The following is a 20107-nucleotide window of genomic DNA, read 5'->3' on the forward strand; positions in this document are numbered from 1 at the left end:
CCATGACCAACGAACTCTGGCAACGCCAGCTCCGGGACGGGCTGGCTGCAATGGACGTGTCCCTCACCGATGCTCAGCAAAGTCAGCTGCTGGATTTTCTGGCCCTGCTTAACAAATGGAACCGGGCGTACAATTTGACCGCTGTTCGCGATGAGCGTGACATGGTGTCCCGGCAATTGCTCGACAGCCTCAGTATCCTGCCTTGGGTAACCACCGGCCATCTTCTGGATGTCGGCGCCGGTGGCGGCCTGCCGGGCATTCCCCTGGCCATTGCTCTGCCCGAGCGCAAGTTCACGCTGTTGGACAGCAACGGCAAGAAGACCCGGTTTCTCAATCAGTGCGTGCTGGAACTCGGCCTTGAGAATGTTGACGTGATTCATGGTCGTGCCGAAGACTGCAAACCCGAGCGACCGTTCACGCAGATCAGCAGCCGGGCTTTTACGGCGCTGGAAAATCTGGTGCACTGGTGCTCGGATCTGCTGGCAAATGAGGGCGAGTTCCTTGCCATGAAAGGTCAGTTTCCGGATGATGAAGTGGCTGCACTCCCGGCCGGCTGGCAGGTAAAATCCCATCATTTCCTGGAAGTTCCCGGAGCGGATGGTGAGCGACATCTGCTGGTGGTCGCCCGGGCAGATCATTCCCAGAAACCCCAATAGGAGGCAAGACATGGCGCGCGTGATTGCAGTGACCAATCAGAAAGGCGGTGTGGGTAAAACCACCACCTGCGTCAACCTTGCAGCTTCATTGGCCGCTACCAAGCGCCGGGTACTGCTTGTGGATATGGACCCCCAGGGTAATGCCACCATGGGCAGCGGTGTAAGCAAGAATGAACTTGAACTCTCCGGTTACGATTTGCTGACCAAGCGCGCCACCGCTGCGCAGGTGATTTTTCTGGCGGAAGCCTCCGGTTTCGATATTCTGCCTGCCAATGGGGACCTGACCGCAGCAGAGGTAGAGCTGATGAACGAGATTGGCCGGGAACATCGCTTGCGCCTGGCCCTCAATACCGTTCGTGACAATTACGATTACATTCTGATTGATTGTCCGCCGTCCCTGAGTCTGCTGACCGTTAACGCATTGTCTGCGGCGGATTCCGTGCTGATTCCCATGCAGTGCGAGTATTACGCACTGGAAGGTCTGGCGGCGCTGATGAACACCGTCGAGCAGATTCAGGAGACGGTAAACCCGAATCTCCAGGTTGAAGGCATCCTGCGCACCATGTATGACCCGCGCAACAGCCTGACTCTGGACGTGTCGGCCCAGCTCACCGAATTTTTTGGCGACAAGGTATACCGGGCCGTTATCCCGCGGAACGTCCGGCTGGCCGAGGCGCCGAGCTATGGCATGCCCGCCCTGAAATACGATCGCGCCTCAAAGGGAGCCGTGGCATACCTGGCTCTGGCCGGTGAGATGGTTCGTCGTCATGGCTCGAAAAAGACATCCGCGCCGGTTGCGGTGTAACATACCGCCCTGTCACTCAATAATGCATAACGAATTTCAACGGGAAGAATGACTGACACCATGGCGGCGAAGAAACGAGGATTGGGCGAGCGTGGACTGGGCGCATTGCTGGCGGGCTCCAAGGTCAACCTGGACCAGGAGCTGAAAGACCACGACGGCGAACTGCGCGAAGTCCCCATCGATCTCATCCAGCGCGGCCGTTTTCAGCCCCGGCGCGACATGGATCCGGCGGCTCTGCAGGAGTTGGCGGATTCGATTCGTCAGCAGGGGGTCATGCAGCCTGTGGTGGTGCGCCCCATTGCCGAAGGTCGATACGAACTGATTGCCGGTGAGCGCCGCTGGCGCGCCACCCAGATGGCCCAGCTGGACAGCATCCCCGCCATCATTCGTGACGTGCCTGATGAAGCCGCCATTGCCATGGCGCTCATCGAAAACATCCAGCGTGAAAACCTCAACCCCATTGAGGAAGCGTTTGCCCTCCAGCGGCTTCAGGACGAATTTGGCCTGACCCAGGCCCAGGTTGCCGAGGCTGTGGGTAAGTCACGTACCACGATCACCAACCTCCTGCGCCTGATCGGGCTGACCGAAGATGTCCGTCTGATGCTTGAACACGGAGACCTGGAGATGGGCCACGGACGTGCGATGCTGACGCTGCCACCGGAACAGCAAATGCAGGTGGCAAAACAGGTCGTTGCCAAATCCCTGTCGGTTCGTCAGACCGAAGCGCTCGTGCGACGTATCCAGCAGGAGACCCCTGAGAGCAAGGCCGGAAAGAAAACAGCTCCGGACCCGAACATCCGTGCCCTTCAGGACGATCTGGCTGAGCGCCTGGGTGCCCGGGTTTCGATTGCCCATGGTCAGCGTGGCAAAGGTAAGCTGGTTATTGAGTACAGCTCCCTCGACGAGCTGGACGGCATTCTGGGCCATATCAAGTAATCCGGCCCGGTTTTCTGCTTCCTTGGTCTCCCCTACGAAAGTTTGTATTCTCACATTCACACAACATGTAGTGTTGTTAATGCAGCTGCCTGTCTATTTGTGACGAATTCCTTCAAGTTCCCGTTGTTATGCAGGCTGGAACGGATTCTGTGGTGCCGGGTTTTGTTGATTCGTGCAGATTGAACACATATAATCTGCGGCGCTCGTGTCGGTGTATTTGTATATTTTTTAAACTGAATCGGTAAACGCACCGTACTCCCCGGGACAAAAATGACGAAGGCAGCTCTGAGTGGCATAGGCCGCCCGCCCATCGCACGATGGTTTGTAATAGAAAGTGTGATACTTGTCTTCGTTTGCGTGGTGTTTCTGCTGCTACGCGGTCAGGTTTCCGGGTACTCAGCGCTGGTGGGTGGTCTTATTTTTCTAGTGCCCCACGGTTTTTTTGCGCTCAAGGCATTCCGCTACTCTGGCGCGCGGTCTGCCAGGAAGATCATAAGCTCTTTTTACCAGGGTGAGGCCGGTAAGCTCATCTTGTGTGCCATCTTCTTTACGATGGCTTTCAAATGGATTCAGCCGCTCGATGTCGCGGCACTTTTTTTAACATTTGCGATCATGCTGGTCACCAACTGGTTGACGCCGCTTCTGGCGGGCAGCAATACGCAGCGAAGCTAACAGGACCTGAGAGAACGTTATGGCAGGCAGCTCATCTGAATATATCCAGCACCACCTCCAGAACCTGACTTACGGCCAACTTCCGGCCGGATATGAGCGAGTGGCGGCAGACGGTTCCGTCAGCACCATTCAGGACGCAACCTGGACAATGGCGAGAACAGCGCAAGAAGCGTCAGACATGGGCTTCTGGGCATTCCATGTTGACTCTCTGGGCTGGTCCGTCGGCCTTGGTGTGTTGTTCCTGTTCTTCTTCCGTTTGGCTGCCAAGAGAGCTACGTCAGGCCAGCCCGGCGGTCTTCAGAACTTCGTAGAAGTCATGGTCGAGTTTGTCGATAACAGTGTGAAAGAGACCTTCCACGGCAAAAACAAAGTGATTGCGCCGCTGGCCTTGACCATTTTTTGCTGGATATTCCTGATGAACCTGATGGACCTGGTGCCGGTTGACTTCCTGCCCCAGCTTTTCCATCTGATGGGTCTGGAATATATGAAGGTGGTTCCGACCACTGATGTGAACGTTACGCTGGGCATGTCCCTGTCTGTGTTCTTCCTGATTATTTTCTACAGCATCAAGGTAAAGGGTGTCGGCGGCTTCATGGGCGAACTGACCATGCACCCGTTTTCATCAGACAACCTGATCCTGAAAATCCTGCTGGTACCGGTGAACTTCCTGCTCGAAGGTGTGAGCCTGATTGCCAAGCCAATCTCACTGGCCTTGCGTCTATTCGGTAACCTGTACGCCGGTGAGCTGCTGTTTATCCTGATTGCGCTGCTGCCCCTGTGGGCGCAGTGGACGCTGTCTGTACCCTGGGCGATCTTCCACATTCTGGTTATCACCCTGCAGGCATTCATCTTTATGATGTTGACGATCGTGTACCTGAGCATGGCTCACGAAGACAGTCACTGATCGGACACCATTAAGCCGTAGTTTGAAAACCGTAACCCTTAAACTGAAAACCTAAACTGAAAACTGGGAGTTATCATGGAAACTGTAGTTGGAATGACCGCGATTGCTGTTGCACTGCTGATTGGTCTGGGTGCCCTGGGTACTGCGATTGGCTTTGGTATTCTCGGTGGTAAATTCCTGGAAGGCGCCGCGCGTCAGCCGGAAATGACCCCGATGTTGCAGGTTAAAATGTTCATTGTTGCTGGTCTGCTGGACGCCGTAACCATGATCGGTGTTGGTATCGCTCTGTTCTTCACCTTCGCCAACCCGTTTGTCGGCCAGATCGCCGGTTAATCGAGTCGCCAGCCGGGCATAACCCGGTCAGATGATTCTTAACAACACAGGCGAGAGGTGAAGACGTGAACATTAATTTGACGATGATTGGTCAAGCCATCGCGTTCTTTATCTTTGTCGTTTTCTGCATGAAATATGTGTGGCCACCTATTATGGCCGCACTGCAGGAACGTCAAAAGAAGATCGCTGACGGACTGGCTGCCTCAGACCGCGCTTCGCGCGATCTGGAACTGGCTCAGGAAAAGTCAGCTCAGGAACTGCGTGAAGCCAAACAGCAAGCCGCCGGCCTTATTGAACAGGCCAACAAGCGTGCAGCCCAAATTGTGGAAGCATCAAAAGATGACGCCCGCAAGGAAGGTGAAAAGCTGATTGAGCAGGCCAAGGCCGAAATTGAACAGGAGCGTAATCAGGCTCGTGACGCCTTGCGAGCAGAAGTTGCCGCAATCGCTGTTGCTGGCGCTGAGAAGATCCTGGAGACCTCTGTCGATGCCTCCAAGCACAACGAAATGTTGGAAAAACTGGCGGCAGAACTTTAAACGACGAGGTTCATCATGGCAGAACTGAGAACGCTGGCCCGTCCATACGCAAAAGCAGCATTCAAGGCCGCCCAGGAGCACGAACAACTGGCTGAGTGGTCCCAAGTGCTGACGATTGCCGGACAGGTCACCGCGAACAAAAGCATTCGACAGCTTCTCGCGAATCCGGGTCTGGAAGAGCAGAAGAAAGCCGAGCTGGTCCTTGAGGTCGCCGAAGAGGGCGTCACCGAGCAGGTTCGCAATTTCTTCATGGTACTGGCAGAAAATCGTCGGCTGACTCTTCTTCCCGAGATTTCAGCGCTCTTCAACATGTACCGGGCTGATCTGGAGCGCACTGTTGATATCGAAGTTACCGCAGCTTTCGAGCTGACGGACGAACAGCAACAGAAGCTCGCCCAGGCACTCTCGACTAAACTCGAGCGGAAAGTGTCACTCGCAGCGTCATTGGACAAGTCTCTGATTGGCGGTGCAGTCATTCGCACCGGCGATCTGGTCATAGACGCATCTGTACGCGGAAAGCTGACCAAACTGGCCGACGCTCTGGGCTCCTGATTTCAGCACAAGGTTTGAGGATATTGGCATGCAGCAACTGAATCCATCCGAGATCAGTGACATCATCAAGAAGAGAATCGAGAAACTCGACATCTCTTCCGAAGCAAAAAACGAAGGTACGATCCTGTCCGTTTCCGACGGTATCGTGCTGATTCACGGTCTTGCCGACGTTATGTACGGCGAGATGATTGAATTTGCCAACGGCATCTTCGGTATGGCGCTGAACCTTGAGCGCGATTCCGTAGGTGCGGTTGTGCTGGGTGACTACGAAGGTCTGGCAGAAGGCCAGAAGGTACGTTGTACCGGTCGTATCCTGGAAGTTCCGGTTGGTCCGGAACTGATGGGCCGCGTTGTCGACTCACTCGGTAACCCGATCGACGGCAAGGGCGAACTGGGCACTAGCCTGACCTCCCCGATCGAGAAGGTTGCGCCGGGCGTTATCGAGCGTCAATCCGTTGATGAGCCGGTTCAGACTGGTCTGAAAGCGATTGACACCATGGTGCCAATCGGTCGCGGCCAGCGTGAGCTGATCATCGGTGACCGTCAGATCGGTAAGACCGCGGTTGCTATCGACGCGATCATCAACCAGAAAGACTCCGGCATCAAGTGTATCTATGTTGCCGTAGGTCAGAAGCAGTCTTCCATTGCCGCCGTTGTGCGCAAGCTGGAAGAGCACGGCGCCATGGACCATACCATTGTGGTTGCCGCCGGTGCTGCGGATCCCGCCGCTACCCAGTTCCTGGCACCTTACGCCGGTACCTCCATGGGGGAATACTTCCGTGACCGTGGCGAAGACGCACTGATCATTTACGATGATCTGTCCAAGCAGGCTGTCGCCTATCGTCAGATCTCCCTGCTCCTGCGTCGTCCGCCGGGCCGTGAAGCCTACCCAGGTGACGTTTTCTACCTGCACTCACGTCTGCTGGAGCGCGCGTCCCGCGTTAACGCTGATTACGTTGAGAAGTTCACCGACGGTAAAGTGAAAGGCAAGACCGGTTCCCTGACCGCGCTGCCGATCATCGAAACCCAGGCCGGCGACGTCTCTGCGTTCGTACCGACCAACGTGATCTCCATCACCGACGGGCAGATCTTCCTGGAAACCAACCTGTTCAACTCCGGTATTCGTCCGGCAATGAACGCGGGTGTATCTGTATCCCGTGTGGGTGGTTCCGCTCAAACGAAGATCATGAAGAAGCTCGGCGGTAACATCCGTCTGGCTCTGGCCCAGTATCGTGAACTGGCTGCGTTCGCCCAGTTTGCTTCGGATCTTGACGAAGCAACCCGGAAGCAGCTTGAGCACGGTCAGCGTGTTACGGAACTCATGAAGCAGAACCAGTACAGCCCGATGTCTGTGGCTGAAATGGGTACGGTTCTGTTTGCAGCCAACGAAGGCTTCCTGGACGACGTTGATGTCGACAAGGTGGTTAAGTTCGAAGCGCAGTTGCTGGACTGGATGCGCGCCGAGCAGAAAGACCTCCTCGCGAAAATCAACGAGAAAGGCGATTTCAACGATGAAATCGCTGCCGGCCTGAAAGCTGCACTTGAGAAATTCAAGACCACTCAGAGCTGGTAAGAAAACGGGCCTGCGACCTTGGTCGCGGGCCGATTTTCGTAGCAATGAGTGTCTAACTTGAGAAGGCAGTGAGTTATGGCCGTCGGCAAAGAAATACGTAACCAGATTTCAAGCATCAAGAGCACGCAGAAGATCACCAGCGCCATGGAAATGGTAGCGGCGAGTAAGATGCGTAAAGCTCAGGAACGCATGCAGGCAACACGCCCGTATGCCGAAAAGATGCGTCAGGTGATCGGGCACATTGCCAAGGCGAACGCTCAGTACAAGCATCCCTTTATGGTCGACCGTGAGGTTAAGCGCGTTGGCTATATTGTGGTGTCCACTGACCGTGGCCTCTGTGGTGGTCTGAACGCCAATCTGTTCAAAGCGCTTGTCCGTGAAATGCGAGCGTGGAAAGAGAAAGGAGTGGAGGCTGATCTGTGCGCCATCGGGCAGAAAGGCGCCTCCTTTTTCCAGAGCTATGGTGGCAATGTCGTTGCGGCATTGACCCATTTGGGAGACAGCCCGAGCTCTGAAAAACTCATCGGCAACGTCAAGGTCATGCTGGATTCGTTCTCTGAAGGCAAGATTGATCGCCTTTATGTGGTGAGCAACGAATTCGTTAACACCATGACTCAAAGCCCGAAGGTGGAGCAGTTACTGCCCCTGCCCGAGAGCGATGACGAAGAAGAGATCAAGAACCAGTGGGATTATCTCTACGAGCCCGATGCCAGGCAGATCCTCGATGGCCTTCTGCCACGTTTCATTGAATCCCAGGTGTACCAGGGTGTGGTAGAAAATCTGGCATGTGAACAGGCTGCCCGGATGATCGCCATGAAGAGCGCAACTGATAACGCCGGTGACATTATGGACGAGCTTCAGTTGGCCTATAACAAGGCGCGTCAGGCAGCTATCACCCAAGAGATTTCGGAGATTGTGAGCGGCGCGGCTTCGGTCTGATCCCGCAAGCAATCCAACTGGTTTTATTGACTACTAAGATAACGAGGAACCGAGCATGAGTAGCGGACAAATCGTTCAGATCATTGGCGCGGTTATCGACGTGGAATTTCCACGTGACTCCGTACCCAACGTATATGACGCACTGCTGCTTGAAGGTGGCGAAACAACTCTGGAAGTCCAGCAGCAGCTGGGTGACGGCATTGTTCGTACCATCGCCATGGGCAGCACCGAAGGCCTGAAGCGTGGCCTGAAAGCAGAAAACACTGGCAAGGCAATCTCGGTACCGGTTGGTACCCAGACCCTGGGCCGTATCATGGACGTTCTGGGTCGTCCCATCGACGAACAGGGCGAAATCGGCGAAGAAGAGCGCTGGGCGATTCACCGTAAGGCACCGGGTTATGCAGACCAGTCTGCGTCTGCCGACCTGCTGGAAACAGGCATCAAGGTTATCGACCTGATTTGCCCGTTTGCCAAGGGTGGTAAAGTTGGTCTGTTCGGTGGTGCCGGTGTTGGTAAAACCGTCAACATGATGGAACTGATCAACAACATCGCGAAAGAGCACTCCGGTCTCTCCGTATTCGCCGGTGTTGGTGAGCGGACTCGTGAAGGTAACGACTTCTACTACGAAATGAAGGACTCCAACGTCCTTGATAAGGTAGCGATGGTCTACGGCCAGATGAACGAGCCTCCCGGAAACCGTCTGCGCGTAGCGCTGACCGGCCTGACCATGGCCGAGAAGTTCCGCGACGAAGGTCGTGACGTACTGTTGTTCGTGGACAACATCTACCGTTACACCCTGGCGGGTACCGAGGTTTCGGCACTGCTGGGTCGTATGCCGTCTGCGGTAGGTTACCAGCCGACACTGGCTGAGGAGATGGGTCAGCTCCAGGAGCGGATCACTTCCACCAAGAACGGTTCCATCACGTCTATCCAGGCCGTTTACGTGCCTGCGGATGACTTGACGGATCCGTCGCCCGCGACCACCTTCTCGCACCTTGACGCAACCGTGGTACTGAGCCGTGACATCGCCTCCAAGGGTATTTACCCGGCGATCGATCCCCTCGATTCCACCTCGCGTCAGCTGGATCCGCTGGTGATTGGTAACGAGCATTACGAAGTGGCCCGTGGCGTGCAGACCAACTTGCAGCGCTACAAGGAGCTGAAAGACATCATCGCCATCCTGGGCATGGATGAGCTGTCGGAAGATGACAAGCTGGTTGTATCCCGTGCCCGTAAGATCGAGCGTTTTCTGTCCCAGCCGTTCCACGTTGCTGAGGTATTTACCGGTTCTCCCGGTAAGTATGTGTCCCTGAAGGAGACCATCAGCAGCTTTAAGGGCATCCTGAATGGCGACTATGACGATATGCCTGAGCAGGCGTTCTACATGGTTGGTACCATTGAGGAAGCGGTCGAGAAAGCGAAGGAAATGAAGAGCAAGGCTGCGAAGTAATCTGAGCCGTTGCGCTTGTTTCCGGATCGATCAGAGAGGCAACTGACATGGGTATGACCGTGCATTGTGATGTGGTAAGTGCCGAAACAAAGATCTATTCCGGATTGGTTGAAATGCTGATCGCAGCGGGTACTGAAGGTGACCTGGGTATTGCCCCGGGTCACGCTCCGCTGCTGACCCAGCTGAAGCCGGGCCCCATTCGGATCATCAAGCAGGGTGGTGAAGAAGAAATTCTTTACGTGTCCGGCGGATATCTGGAAGTCCAGGCCAATCTGGTGACTTTGCTGGCTGATACTGCGGTTCGCGCCAAGGATGTGGACGAAGCCGCAGCGCTTGAGGCACAGAAAGAAGCCGAGAAAGCACTTGCCAACAAGACCGGTGAATTCGAGTACTCCCGTGCCGCTGCAGAGTTGGCCGAAGCTGTTGCTCAGCTTCGCACCATCCAGCAGCTGCGCAACAAAATGCGCTAAGCGTTTCTGTTTCGGGTTTGCCGAACACCAAAGCCGCATCCTGAGCGGCTGGAAAACCAACGAACTGCGTTGGGAATCCGGCCCCCTGGGTTGCGGTTTTTTTGTTTATTAACACAAGAATCCAGATACACCGGGAGTCTGAATTGTCCATGAGCCCGTTACACGTTGTGATCCTGGCTGCGGGTCAGGGTTCGCGAATGAAATCCGCGTTGCCCAAAGTCCTGCATGCGGTGGCAGGTCAGCCCATGCTGCACCATGTCATTGATACCGCTAAGCAGCTTGGCGCGCAGAAAATTCATACTGTGATTGGCCATGGCGCCGATCAAGTCCGTGCCATAACCTCCGAGGCGTCGGTGAACTGGGTTGTCCAGAGCGAACAACTGGGCACCGGACACGCCGTCGCCCAGGCGCTCCCGGATCTGCCCGATGACGCGCGGGTACTGATTCTGTACGGTGATGTGCCCCTTACCCGTCCGGAAACCCTGGAAGCCATGGTTGGAGAACTGGACGATCAGACTCTCGGGCTTTTGACCGTGACCCTGGGCAATCCCAATGGTTATGGCCGGATTATCCGGGACGACGCAGGCCAGGTGATTTCGATTGTCGAGCAGAAAGACGCCAGTGACCAGCAACTGGCGATCCGGGAGGTCAATACCGGTATTCTTGCGGTTTCTGCCAAACATTTGAAGTCCTGGCTTCCAGCCCTGTCTAACGCGAACGCCCAGGGGGAGTATTACCTGACCGATATCATTGCCATGGCTGTGGACAACGGCCTGTCGATCTCGGTGTCCCAGCCTGGTGACGCGTTTGAAGTTCAGGGTGTGAACAACCGGCTCCAGCTCTCTGAGCTCGAACGCTGGTATCAGCGTCAGCAAGCGGAACGGCTGATGACCGAGGGCGCTACCCTGGCTGATCCGGCCCGTGTTGATGTCCGGGGAGAGCTCACCATCGGCAACGACATCCTGATCGATGTGAATGTGGTGTTCGAGGGCAAGGTTGAGATTGGCAACCAGGTTTCGATTGGACCGGGGTGTGTGATCAAGGATACCCGTATCGCCGATGGAGCCCGGATCCGGGCACACAGCGTTATCGAGGGCGCCAGTGTTGGTGCCAACGCCGAGATCGGACCGTTTGCCCGTTTGCGCCCGGGAACGGAACTGGCGGCAAATACAAAAGTTGGCAACTTTGTGGAAACCAAAAAGGCCGTGGTGGGTGAAGGCAGCAAGATCAATCACCTCAGTTATGTCGGCGATGCCTCACTGGGCCGTAATGTAAATGTGGGTGCGGGCACCATCACCTGCAATTATGATGGTGTGAACAAATACCGGACCGTTATTGGTGACGGCGTCTTTGTCGGTTCGAACACCTCTCTGGTTGCCCCGGTGACGGTGGCCACAGACGCAACCATTGGTGCAGGCTCCACCATTACCCGTGACGTCGCAGACACAGAGCTTGCGGTTGCACGGGGTCGTCAGCGCAATATCTCGGGCTGGGAACGGCCGAAGAAAACTGATTGAAACGTTAACAGACAGGTGAAAACAGCATGTGTGGGATAGTAGGTGCGGTTTCGGAAAGGGACGTTCAGGGCATTCTTCTCGAGGGTCTGCGCCGTCTTGAATACCGTGGGTATGACTCTGCCGGTATGGCCATCATTGACGGCGGGAGCATTGTCCAGCGTGCCCGTGAGGTTGGCAAGGTGGCCTCACTGGCGGAAGCGATTGACGCCAACCCGCTTTCCGGCCACCTGGGTATTGCCCATACCCGCTGGGCCACCCATGGCGAGCCCTCGCAGCTTAACGCTCACCCGCACATGTCCGGGGATCGTCTGGCCATCGTTCACAACGGCATCATTGAGAACTATCAGGAGCTCCGGGAAGAACTGAAGGCGGACGGTTTCGAGTTTACTTCCCAGACCGATACCGAGGTTGTGGCCCATCTGATCGAGAAGACCTACCGCGAACTCGGCAGCCTCTATGATTCGGTTAAAGCCGCCATTGCGCGTCTGCGCGGTGCCTATGCGCTGGCCGTCGTCCATGCCGATGAGCCAGATCGGCTCGTGGTTTGCCGCGAGGGCAGCCCGCTGGTTATTGGTGTCGGTATCGGAGAAAACTTTATCGCCTCGGACCAGCTGGCGCTGCTGCCGGTAACCGACCGGTTCATGTTTCTCGAAGAGGGCGATATTGCCGATATCCGCAAGGACAAGATCGTCATTCATGACCGTGAAGGGACTCCGGTCGAGCGCCAGATTACCCGCTTCGAGCATGGCACTGATTCGGCCGACAAGGGCGAATACCGTCACTTCATGCTCAAGGAAATCTACGAGCAGCCAAAAGTGATCAAAGCCACCATGGAAGGCCGGATTACCGATACCCGCGTGCTCGAGCAGGCGCTCGGTACCGAGGCAGCCAACTTGCTTGAGAACGTCAATCACGTTCAGATCATTGCCTGTGGCACCAGTTACCACGCCGGCATGGTCGCCCGATACTGGATTGAGGAACTGGCCGGTGTGGCCTGTTCGGTTGAGGTGGCTTCGGAGTTTCGCTACCGCAAGCACGTCATTCAGAAGGACACTCTGTTCCTGTGCATCTCCCAGTCCGGTGAAACCGCCGATACGCTGGCGGCGCTTCGGCAGGCCAAGAAAGCTGGCTTCCGTGCCGCGATGGCCATCTGCAATGTCCCGGGCAGCTCTCTGGTCCGGGAATCCGATCTGGTGATCATGACCCAGGCTGGCCCGGAAATTGGTGTCGCATCCACCAAGGCATTCACCACCCAGCTCACCGCGCTGCTGATTTTCACCCTCGCCCTGGCGCGCCATAATGGCCTGTCCGAGGAACGGGAAGCGGACATCGTGAAGGCAATTCACCTGTTACCCGGTCAGGTCGACCAGGTGCTGGCTCTGGACGGCGATATTGCCGAAATGTCCAAGGCGTTTATGGACAAGAATCACAGCCTGTTCCTGGGCCGCGGGTCCCAGTTCCCGGTGGCGCTTGAAGGCGCCCTCAAGCTGAAGGAAATCTCTTACATCCACGCCGAAGCCTATCCGGCCGGTGAGCTTAAGCATGGACCGCTGGCGCTGGTGGACAGTGAAATGCCGGTGGTGACTGTGGCGCCGAATAATGACCTGGTGGAAAAGCTGAAATCCAACCTGGAAGAGGTCCGCGCCCGTGGAGGGGAGCTGTTTGTTTTTGCCGACAGTGCAGCGGATGTAAAAGCGGAAGAGAACATCCACGTGATGCAGCTTCCGTCTGTCCACGAGATTACCGCTCCCATCGTTTACACGGTACCGCTGCAGTTGCTGTCCTATCACGTTGCCGTCCTGAAAGGTACGGACGTGGACCAGCCACGGAACCTCGCCAAGAGTGTGACCGTGGAATAGAGCTTTTGTGAAACTGATTGATATTTGCTATTTTGCGAAGCAGGTCAGTTTTGCAGCAACTGCAAATCAGACGTGTTAGCGGGAGAGACCGTGCCACAAAGACTGTGTGACACGGCGCCGAAGGAGCAACTGCCCCGGAAACTCTCAGGCAAACGGACCGCTAACATGCTTACTTTCCGAAGAGCTGCCGACGACCGCGTCAGTCGGTACACCGAAGGAGCAAACCGCCGATTCTGTTGAATCGGCGTGTGAATCTCTCAGGTTCCATGACGGAAGGGGTGCTTTCTACCGCGTTGTGTAGAGAGGGGACCCTGGACGCTCCCTGGAGATTTGTATGAAGAGAATTGCAGTTATCGGCGGTGGTATCACCGGTATCACGACCGCTTACACTCTGGCCAAGCGTGGCCTGGATGTCACCGTTTACGAAAAGCACCGTTATGCGGCGATGGAAACATCCTTCGCCAACGGTGGTCAGCTGTCGGCCTCCAATGCCGAGGTCTGGAACAACTGGCAGACCGTGGCCAAGGGCATGAAGTGGATGCTCCACAGTGATGCGCCCCTGCTGGTCAATCCCAAGCCTTCCTGGCACAAGCTGAGCTGGTTTGCGGAGTTCGTCGCCGCGATCCCCCAGTATGAGAACAACACCACCGAAACTGCCCGCCTGGCAATTGCTGCTCGCGACCATCTGTTTGCATGGGCGCAGGAAGAAGGCATCGATTTCGACCTGAAGAAGCAGGGCATCCTGCATATCTATCGTGACAAGGCCGGCTTCGACCATGCCGCGAACGTCTCGAAGCTTTTGGCCGCCGGAGGCCTGGAGCGTCGGCCCGTTACCCCCGAAGAGATGAAGGCGATCGAACCCACCTTGGCCGGCACCTATTACGGTGGTTTTTTCACCGAGAGCGACTCTACCGGTGATATCCACAAGTTCACCAATGGTCTGGCTGAGGCGATCCAGCGTTTAGGGGTTAAAACCTGCTACGGACACACCGTGACCGAACTCAGCGCGGATCAGAACAGCGCCTGGGTGACCGCCTACGATGGCGAACAGCAAAACCGGGACACCTTTGATGGCGTCGTGATTTGTGCGGGCGTTGGCAGTCGGGCACTCGCTGCCAAGCTGGGAGACCGGGTCAACATCTACCCGGTCAAAGGCTATTCCATCACGGTTGAGCTCGACGACGAAGCCTCTCAGCAGGCCGCGCCGACCGTCAGTCTGCTGGACGACGCCACCAAGCTCGTGACCAGCCGGCTTGGCGATGACCGGTTCCGTGTTGCCGGAACGGCTGAATTCAACGGGTATAATCGCAATATCCGGGATGACCGGATCAAGCCGCTCACCCGCTGGGTTGAGCAATGCTTCCCCGGGGTCAGTACCCGACGTGTCGTACCTTGGGCGGGACTGCGCCCGATGCTGCCCAACATGATGCCGCGGGTGGGACCGGGCAGTCTGCCAACGGTGTTCTACAACACCGGCCATGGCCACTTGGGCTGGACCCTTTCGGCGATTACCGCCGAGATGCTGGCCGATGCCGTTGAGACGGTCACGTCGGGCCTGAGTCTGAGCCCTGCTGGTTAACTAGCGGGCTTAGCCCGCTTATCTAGTCTCAGATATCTCTGGTTCTTCGGAATTCAGAGATATCTCTGTCATATCATGCTGTAGTTTTTTGAGCAGGTGCAGCAGGCTGACACTGTCGTCGAAGCTCATGCTATGCAACGCTTGCCGGTAGAATTCGGTAATGGTGTCCTGCAGCCGGCCCCAGAAGTCCCGCCCGGAATCGGTGAGAACCACTAATCTGGCCCGGCGGTCCTGGGGGGCGGGAATCCGTATCACGTGGCCATCTCTTTCCATGCGCTTGAGGACACCGTCCAGGTTCTGACGGCTGACATACAGGTATTCCTTGAGCTGGTTGAATGAAGTGCCCCCCTCAAACCCTTCCCGGGACAACGCACCCAGCACTGCCCATTGCACGGCGCTGATGCCCATTTCATTCTGGACCTGACGCTGCAGGATATTTCCAGTCTGAAACAGGCGGAAAAACAGTCGGTTAGGTACGCCTCCGGATTCATTAACGATCATCTTTGCTCCTGTAGTGCCGGCCAGGCGTTCACGCTGGGCCAGGCTGTGTCCGCCAACCCGAATCGCGACGGCCATGGGGCGCTTCAACTGGGCAGGTACTCCCGCGCAATGATGTTCTTCATGATCTGCGCGGTACCATCGCCGATCTGGAGGCCCAGAACATCCCGTAACCGCTGGGCAAAGGGCAGGTCCTCGCCCCAACCAGTATGACCATGAGCCAGCAGGCACTGCTTGACCACATCGAAGGCCAGTTTTGGGCCCCACCACTTATTCATGGCGGCTTCTGCATTGTGGGGCAGGTTATTATCCTTGAGCCAGAGCGCATGGTAGCACTGCATACGCGCGGCATGAACGTAGGTCTGGTATTCCGCCAGTGGATGGGTCAGGCCCTGGAAGGCAGACAGGTTCTGGCCGAAGGCGGTGCGCTCGGTCAGCCACTGCCAGGTTTCCTCCAGGGACTGCTGGGCCACCGCCAGGCACTGCAGACCGATCAGCGCACGGCTGTAGTCGAAACCCTGCATGACCTGTTTGAAGCCTTTCCCTTCGTCCCCCATCATGTGGCTGGCGGGCACTTCCACGTTGTCGAAGAAGATCGAACCGCGGCCGATAGCGCGCTGGCCATTGTCCTCAAACCGGGTGGTAGTGATGCCTGGACTATCCATGGGCACGAGAAACGCGCTGATGCCGGAGGCACGTTGCTCCACCTTGCCCGTGCGGGCAAACACCACCGCCACGTCGGCCTGGTCGGCCATGGAAATAGAGGTCTTCTCGCCGTTGAACACATAAACGTCGCCCTTCTTCTCCGCCTTCAGGCGCAGGTTGGCGGCGTCGGAACCGCCGTGGGGCTCGGTCAGGGCAATACAGGCCACCTTCTGGCCGGTGGTCATGCCGTGCAGCCATTCCTTCGCCAGGTCCGGTGCGGCATGGCTGGCAATGATCTGGCCGTTCAGGGACGTGAGCAGCGGAATGTAGCCGACGTTGAAATCCCCTTTTGAGATTTCCTCGATGATCAGGCCGCTGGTGACACAGTCCATGCCGCTGCCGCCGAATTCCTCAGGCAGTTCGCCCCCAAGCAGACCCATTTCGCCGAGCTGGCGAATGACATCCTTCTCGATGATCCCTTCCTGATCCCGCTTGCGGTAGCCCGGAGCCAGCACCTCGGCGCTGAAGCGGGCCACAACCTCGCGAATCGCGTTCTGTTCTTCATTGAATCCGAAATTCATGGTGTTCTCCAGGCGATCGGGCCGTTACTTGTAGTACTTGCGGAATTCCGGCTTGCGCTTTTCCCTGAAGGCGTTGACGCCCTCTTTGGACTCGTCGGTGTCGTAGTACAGGCTCAGGGCTTGCATGCCGAGGGCGCCGATGCCGGCGATGTTGTCGCTGTCGGCGTTGAATGAGCGCTTGGCGATGGTCAGGGCAGTCGGGCTCTTCTCGAGGATCTCGTCACACCATTTGCGCACTTCCTCGTCCAGCTGCTCCGGGGGCACCACGGCGTTCACCAGCCCCCACTCCAGTGCTTGCCGGGCGGAATACTTGCGGCACAGGTACCAGATCTCCCGGGCCCGTTTCTCCCCCACGACCCGCGCCAGGTAGGCGGTTCCGAAACCGGGATCGACGGAGCCGACCTTGGGGCCGACCTGGCCGAAAATGGCCGTTTCCGAGGCGATGCTCAGGTCACAGATCACATGCAGCACGTGGCCGCCGCCGATGGCAAAACCGTTGACCCGGGCAATCACCGGCTTGGGCACTTCCCGGATCAGACGCTGGAGTTCCTCCACGGGCAGGCCGATCAGGCCGCGGCCGTCGTACTGGCCCTCGTGGGCGCCCTGGTCACCGCCGGTACAGAAGGCTTTTTCGCCGGCACCGGTAAACACAATCACGCCAATGTCCTTGTTCCAGCCGGCGCGGTGAAAGGCATCAATCAGTTCCATGCAGGTCTGGCCGCGGAAAGCGTTGTAACGGTCCGGGCGGTTGATGGTGATGGTGGCCACGCCGTCGTTTTCGTCGTACAGGATGTCTTCATAATTCATGGTGTATTCTCCGTATTCGTGAAAGTGACCGTTCAGCCGGCCATGGTCAGGCCGCCGGATACACTGATCACCTGGCCGGTAATGAAGTTGGCGTCGTCACTGGCCAGCAGCGCGATGATGCCGGGGTAATCGTCCGGCTGGGCCAGGCGTTTCATGGGCACGGCGTTGCGGAAGGCTTCCAGAAGTTTCTCCGGGTTCGGCGCACTCTCGGCAACACCTTTGAGCAGTGCGGTGTCGGTGGGGCCGGGGCAGACCACGTTCAGGCACACGTTCTTGGTGGCAAGTTCCCGGGCCACAGTCTTGCTAAAGCCCACCAGGCCAGCCTTGCAGGCGGCATAGACGGATTCTCCAGAGGAGCCGACCCGGGCTGCATCGGAGGCGACGTTGATGACCTTGCCACCCCCTGCTGCAATCATCTTTGGCAGCACCACATGGTGCATGTTCAGGGCACCCGTGAGGTTCACCGCAATCAACTGGTCCCACAGTTTCGGCTCGGTTTTCAGGAAGGGCATGAAGCGGTCAAAACCGGCGTTGTTTACCAACACGGCAGGCACGCCAAGGTCGCTCTCGATGGCGGCTACGGTTTCGGTAATTGCCGCGTAATCGGTGATGTCGGCAGCATAGGCTTTGGCCGTGCCCCCGGCTTCTGAAATCAAGTCAACCGTGGCTTGGGCTGTTCTTGCGTCGCGGTCCAGCACGGCGACCAGGCTCCCTTCCTCGGCAAAGCGCTGGCATACAGCTCGGCCGATGCCGCCACCGCCGCCGGTGACGATGACTGTTTTCCCGTTCAGGCCTCTCATGATGATTTTCTCCTGTGGTGTTCGATGAATGAGTTAGCTGCGTTTGGCCGGATCCAGGCGTACTTCTTTTGCCTGCTCGCGCAGCTTGAATTTCTGAATCTTGCCGGAGGCGGTGCGGGGCATGGCCTCGATCACTTCCAGGTGTTCCGGCAGATAGTTTCTCGAGAGTTGCTGTTCGGTCAGGTAGGCCTTGACCTGATCCAGGGTCAGGTCGGTGGCGGTCTCATCAAGAGTGACGTAGGCACACAGCCGCTCGCCCAGCCGCTCGTCGGGACAGCCCACCAGAGCCACATCAGCAATGCCGGGGAACTTGTAAAGCAGGTTCTCCACTTCAACCACAGGAATGTTTTCCCCTCCCCGGATAACGACGTCTTTGGTGCGGCCGGTAATGCGGATATAGCCGTCCGGATCCATTCGGGCCAAATCCCCCGTGCTGAACCAGCCGTCTTCGTCGGTGCCATAGAGTTCCGGGCGCTTCAGGTAGCCAACGAATTGACTTGCACCACGCACCATCAGATTGCCTTCCTGTCCTGACGGCAGCTTGTTGCCCTTAAAGTCAGTGACCTTGATTTCCATGTAGGGCAGCACTTTGCCATCCGATTGGCTGGCACGTTCCGCGGGGTCCTCCGGGCAGGTCATGGTGACAGCGCCGTTTTCGGTCATGCCCCAGGCAGAGACGATCTTTGCGTTCAGGACCTTGCCGGCCTGTTCCACCACGACACTGGGTATGGGCGCACCGGCTGAGACAAAGATGCGCAGGGAGTCCAGCTCGCCCTGGTGGTGCGGTGCCGCCTTGACCAGATCAGCCAGGAAGGGTGTGGCCGCCATGGTAAAGGCAGGTTTCTCGGCGGCAATTACCTTGCATACGTACTCGGCGTCCCAGATGTCCTGAAGGATGGCCGTAGTGCCCAGGTAAACGGGCATCATGATTCCGTAGAGGAAGCCGGTCTGGTGGGCCAGGGGCGAGACCATCAGTACTTTGTCTTCCGGTGTCAGGTGCAACCGGTCGGCATAAGGACGCACGTTGGAAAACAGGGTGTTGGAGGTATGCATAACCCCCTTGGGCTCGCCGGTGGTGCCCGAGGTGTAGAGGATCTGGATAATGTCATCCGCAGTGGGTTTGCGTTCGCTGAATAGCACCGACGTGTCTTGCCGATCTTCCCAGGCCGTTGTCAGGAGACGTTGTTCAAAGCTGCGGTCACCGTCGCCACCAATGACCAGCAGCGTTTCCAGGCTCGGCAGTTCCGGGAGAATTCCGTCGATCATGGCCTGATAATCAAAGCCGCGGAATACCTTGGGGATCACCAACAGTTTCGCCTCCCCATGCTTGAGCATGAAGCGCAGCTCGCGCTCCCGGAAGATGGGCATGAGTGGGTTCAGGATGGCACCAATGCGCATGCAAGCCAGGTGGAGGGCGGTGGTTTGCCACCAGTTCGGAAGCTGGCACGCCACCACATCACCTTTTCTGATACCTGTTTGAGCCAGACCTGCAGCCATACGGGTGACTGTGTCATTGAGCTCACGGTAAGTGAGCGCGGTTCGGGAGTCTTCGGTGACCTGGTAGCCAACGATGGCGTCCCGGTCCGGGGTGTTGGCCGCAGCCTGCTCAAGGTAGTCGGTAATGAGCTTGTCGCTCCAGGCGCCGGTTTGAACCATGGCGGCGCGGCGTTCCGGGTTGAGTGTGATGCCTGTTTCCATTTGATTCTCCTGTTGTGCCTGTTTTGTTGTTTTTTTAAACATAGTTCTTAATTGAAAACTATGTCAACATATTGCTATAAAACATTAACTGTGAGGAATTGCTTGCAAGAGTGTTCGGAGGAGAGACGTGGGCCAGAAGGACCTGCAGGTAGCTGTCTGAAATAGACCTTTTGTGTAGATGTTGACCGCATTTATGCCAGTTTAGGGTAGAATGCGCTCGCTCCCTTCGTAATGCCTGAATTCGATTGCGAACAGTTCTTGGGGGCGGCTGGCCCCTTTTCATGCTTTCTTGCCGTG

The 20107-nt window shown here is 57.0% G+C and carries 20 protein-coding genes and 1 riboswitch; of the genes, 15 read left to right on the forward strand and 5 right to left on the reverse strand.

The window, feature by feature from the left end:
* The first annotated feature begins 2 nt into the window (after nucleotides 1–2).
* From rsmG to BKP64_RS15415, 15 genes are all read left to right on the forward strand, one after another.
* Nucleotides 3–656: a 16S rRNA (guanine(527)-N(7))-methyltransferase RsmG gene (gene rsmG / locus BKP64_RS15345; RefSeq protein ID WP_070972040.1), complete on the forward strand. Its 654-nt coding sequence runs from the start codon at nucleotides 3–5 to the stop codon at nucleotides 654–656.
* A 10-nt stretch (nucleotides 657–666) separates the two neighbouring features.
* Nucleotides 667–1461, forward strand: a complete 795-nt coding sequence (locus BKP64_RS15350) for a ParA family protein (protein ID WP_070972043.1) — start codon at nucleotides 667–669, stop codon at nucleotides 1459–1461.
* A 60-nt stretch (nucleotides 1462–1521) separates the two neighbouring features.
* The gene (locus BKP64_RS15355; protein ID WP_070973716.1) at nucleotides 1522–2397 is read left to right on the forward strand and encodes a ParB/RepB/Spo0J family partition protein; all 876 of its coding nucleotides are present in this window, start codon (nucleotides 1522–1524) and stop codon (nucleotides 2395–2397) included.
* Between the two features lie 270 nt (nucleotides 2398–2667).
* Nucleotides 2668–3069, forward strand: a complete 402-nt coding sequence (locus BKP64_RS15360) for a F0F1 ATP synthase subunit I (RefSeq protein WP_070972046.1) — start codon at nucleotides 2668–2670, stop codon at nucleotides 3067–3069.
* A 19-nt stretch (nucleotides 3070–3088) separates the two neighbouring features.
* On the forward strand, nucleotides 3089–3973 hold the full coding sequence (gene atpB, locus BKP64_RS15365) for a F0F1 ATP synthase subunit A (protein ID WP_070972049.1): 885 nt from the start codon (nucleotides 3089–3091) through the stop codon (nucleotides 3971–3973).
* Between the two features lie 75 nt (nucleotides 3974–4048).
* Nucleotides 4049–4306, forward strand: a complete 258-nt coding sequence (atpE, locus tag BKP64_RS15370) for a F0F1 ATP synthase subunit C (protein WP_012138088.1) — start codon at nucleotides 4049–4051, stop codon at nucleotides 4304–4306.
* A gap of 65 nt (nucleotides 4307–4371) precedes the next feature.
* Nucleotides 4372–4842, forward strand: a complete 471-nt coding sequence (locus BKP64_RS15375) for a F0F1 ATP synthase subunit B (protein ID WP_070972051.1) — start codon at nucleotides 4372–4374, stop codon at nucleotides 4840–4842.
* A gap of 15 nt (nucleotides 4843–4857) precedes the next feature.
* Nucleotides 4858–5394 carry a F0F1 ATP synthase subunit delta gene (locus BKP64_RS15380; RefSeq protein ID WP_070972054.1) on the forward strand — a complete coding sequence of 179 codons (537 nt, stop codon included), beginning with the start codon at nucleotides 4858–4860 and terminating at the stop codon, nucleotides 5392–5394.
* A gap of 28 nt (nucleotides 5395–5422) precedes the next feature.
* Nucleotides 5423–6967, forward strand: a complete 1545-nt coding sequence (gene atpA, locus BKP64_RS15385) for a F0F1 ATP synthase subunit alpha (RefSeq protein WP_070972057.1) — start codon at nucleotides 5423–5425, stop codon at nucleotides 6965–6967.
* 75 nt (nucleotides 6968–7042) lie between these two features.
* On the forward strand, nucleotides 7043–7906 hold the full coding sequence (gene atpG / locus BKP64_RS15390; RefSeq protein ID WP_070972060.1) for a F0F1 ATP synthase subunit gamma: 864 nt from the start codon (nucleotides 7043–7045) through the stop codon (nucleotides 7904–7906).
* 55 nt (nucleotides 7907–7961) lie between these two features.
* The gene (gene atpD / locus BKP64_RS15395; protein WP_070972063.1) at nucleotides 7962–9356 is read left to right on the forward strand and encodes a F0F1 ATP synthase subunit beta; all 1395 of its coding nucleotides are present in this window, start codon (nucleotides 7962–7964) and stop codon (nucleotides 9354–9356) included.
* Nucleotides 9357–9403: 47 nt separating this feature from the next.
* Complete coding sequence (locus tag BKP64_RS15400) at nucleotides 9404–9826, forward strand: F0F1 ATP synthase subunit epsilon (RefSeq protein ID WP_070972066.1); 423 nt, start codon at nucleotides 9404–9406, stop codon at nucleotides 9824–9826.
* Between the two features lie 149 nt (nucleotides 9827–9975).
* Nucleotides 9976–11343, forward strand: a complete 1368-nt coding sequence (gene glmU / locus BKP64_RS15405; RefSeq protein WP_070972069.1) for a bifunctional UDP-N-acetylglucosamine diphosphorylase/glucosamine-1-phosphate N-acetyltransferase GlmU — start codon at nucleotides 9976–9978, stop codon at nucleotides 11341–11343.
* A gap of 26 nt (nucleotides 11344–11369) precedes the next feature.
* A complete protein-coding gene (gene glmS / locus BKP64_RS15410) occupies nucleotides 11370–13202 on the forward strand; it encodes a glutamine--fructose-6-phosphate transaminase (isomerizing) (RefSeq protein WP_070972073.1) in 1833 nt (610 codons plus the stop codon).
* A gap of 69 nt (nucleotides 13203–13271) precedes the next feature.
* A riboswitch (glycine riboswitch) is annotated at nucleotides 13272–13372 on the forward strand.
* A gap of 164 nt (nucleotides 13373–13536) precedes the next feature.
* Nucleotides 13537–14781 carry a D-amino acid dehydrogenase gene (locus BKP64_RS15415; protein WP_070972076.1) on the forward strand — a complete coding sequence of 415 codons (1245 nt, stop codon included), beginning with the start codon at nucleotides 13537–13539 and terminating at the stop codon, nucleotides 14779–14781.
* Between the two features lie 18 nt (nucleotides 14782–14799).
* Here BKP64_RS15415 and BKP64_RS15420 read toward each other — a convergent pair whose 3' ends face one another.
* The 5 genes from BKP64_RS15420 to BKP64_RS15440 are packed head-to-tail and all read right to left on the reverse strand — an operon-like array spanning nucleotide 14800 to nucleotide 19810.
* The gene (locus tag BKP64_RS15420; protein ID WP_236953989.1) at nucleotides 14800–15369 is read right to left on the reverse strand and encodes a MarR family winged helix-turn-helix transcriptional regulator; all 570 of its coding nucleotides are present in this window, start codon (nucleotides 15367–15369) and stop codon (nucleotides 14800–14802) included.
* Entirely contained in the window at nucleotides 15366–16505 is a 1140-nt protein-coding gene (gene aliB, locus BKP64_RS15425; protein ID WP_070972078.1) for a cyclohexanecarboxyl-CoA dehydrogenase, read from the reverse strand. Before aliB ends, BKP64_RS15420 begins: the two co-directional genes overlap by 4 nt.
* A gap of 24 nt (nucleotides 16506–16529) precedes the next feature.
* Nucleotides 16530–17312 carry an enoyl-CoA hydratase-related protein gene (locus BKP64_RS15430; RefSeq protein WP_070972081.1) on the reverse strand — a complete coding sequence of 261 codons (783 nt, stop codon included), beginning with the start codon at nucleotides 17310–17312 and terminating at the stop codon, nucleotides 16530–16532.
* 32 nt (nucleotides 17313–17344) lie between these two features.
* Nucleotides 17345–18112, reverse strand: coding sequence for an SDR family NAD(P)-dependent oxidoreductase (locus BKP64_RS15435; RefSeq protein WP_070972085.1), 768 nt, complete (start codon nucleotides 18110–18112; stop codon nucleotides 17345–17347).
* A 33-nt stretch (nucleotides 18113–18145) separates the two neighbouring features.
* Nucleotides 18146–19810 carry an AMP-binding protein gene (locus BKP64_RS15440; protein ID WP_070972088.1) on the reverse strand — a complete coding sequence of 555 codons (1665 nt, stop codon included), beginning with the start codon at nucleotides 19808–19810 and terminating at the stop codon, nucleotides 18146–18148.
* Nucleotides 19811–20107 lie beyond the last annotated feature (297 nt).

This window comes from Marinobacter salinus (assembly GCF_001854125.1).
Taxonomy (GTDB): Bacteria; Pseudomonadota; Gammaproteobacteria; order Pseudomonadales; family Oleiphilaceae; genus Marinobacter; species Marinobacter salinus.

Excerpts from the sequence above, each read along its gene's own strand:
- atpA (WP_070972057.1), top strand. The coding sequence starts at position 5,423 with ATGCAGCAACTGAATCCATCCGAGATCAGTGACATCATCAAGAAGAGA.
- atpB (WP_070972049.1), top strand. The coding sequence starts at position 3,089 with ATGGCAGGCAGCTCATCTGAATATATCCAGCACCACCTCCAGAACCTG.
- rsmG (WP_070972040.1), top strand. The coding sequence starts at position 3 with ATGACCAACGAACTCTGGCAACGCCAGCTCCGGGACGGGCTGGCTGCA.
- BKP64_RS15440 (WP_070972088.1), bottom strand. The coding sequence starts at position 19,810 with ATGGAAACAGGCATCACACTCAACCCGGAACGCCGCGCCGCCATGGTT.
- BKP64_RS15350 (WP_070972043.1), top strand. The coding sequence starts at position 667 with ATGGCGCGCGTGATTGCAGTGACCAATCAGAAAGGCGGTGTGGGTAAA.
- BKP64_RS15355 (WP_070973716.1), top strand. The coding sequence starts at position 1,522 with ATGGCGGCGAAGAAACGAGGATTGGGCGAGCGTGGACTGGGCGCATTG.
- glmS (WP_070972073.1), top strand. The coding sequence starts at position 11,370 with ATGTGTGGGATAGTAGGTGCGGTTTCGGAAAGGGACGTTCAGGGCATT.
- BKP64_RS15400 (WP_070972066.1), top strand. The coding sequence starts at position 9,404 with ATGGGTATGACCGTGCATTGTGATGTGGTAAGTGCCGAAACAAAGATC.
- BKP64_RS15435 (WP_070972085.1), bottom strand. The coding sequence starts at position 18,112 with ATGAGAGGCCTGAACGGGAAAACAGTCATCGTCACCGGCGGCGGTGGC.
- BKP64_RS15380 (WP_070972054.1), top strand. The coding sequence starts at position 4,858 with ATGGCAGAACTGAGAACGCTGGCCCGTCCATACGCAAAAGCAGCATTC.
- BKP64_RS15360 (WP_070972046.1), top strand. The coding sequence starts at position 2,668 with ATGACGAAGGCAGCTCTGAGTGGCATAGGCCGCCCGCCCATCGCACGA.
- atpG (WP_070972060.1), top strand. The coding sequence starts at position 7,043 with ATGGCCGTCGGCAAAGAAATACGTAACCAGATTTCAAGCATCAAGAGC.
- atpD (WP_070972063.1), top strand. The coding sequence starts at position 7,962 with ATGAGTAGCGGACAAATCGTTCAGATCATTGGCGCGGTTATCGACGTG.
- BKP64_RS15430 (WP_070972081.1), bottom strand. The coding sequence starts at position 17,312 with ATGAATTATGAAGACATCCTGTACGACGAAAACGACGGCGTGGCCACC.
- atpE (WP_012138088.1), top strand. The coding sequence starts at position 4,049 with ATGGAAACTGTAGTTGGAATGACCGCGATTGCTGTTGCACTGCTGATT.
- aliB (WP_070972078.1), bottom strand. The coding sequence starts at position 16,505 with ATGAATTTCGGATTCAATGAAGAACAGAACGCGATTCGCGAGGTTGTG.
- BKP64_RS15415 (WP_070972076.1), top strand. The coding sequence starts at position 13,537 with ATGAAGAGAATTGCAGTTATCGGCGGTGGTATCACCGGTATCACGACC.
- glmU (WP_070972069.1), top strand. The coding sequence starts at position 9,976 with ATGAGCCCGTTACACGTTGTGATCCTGGCTGCGGGTCAGGGTTCGCGA.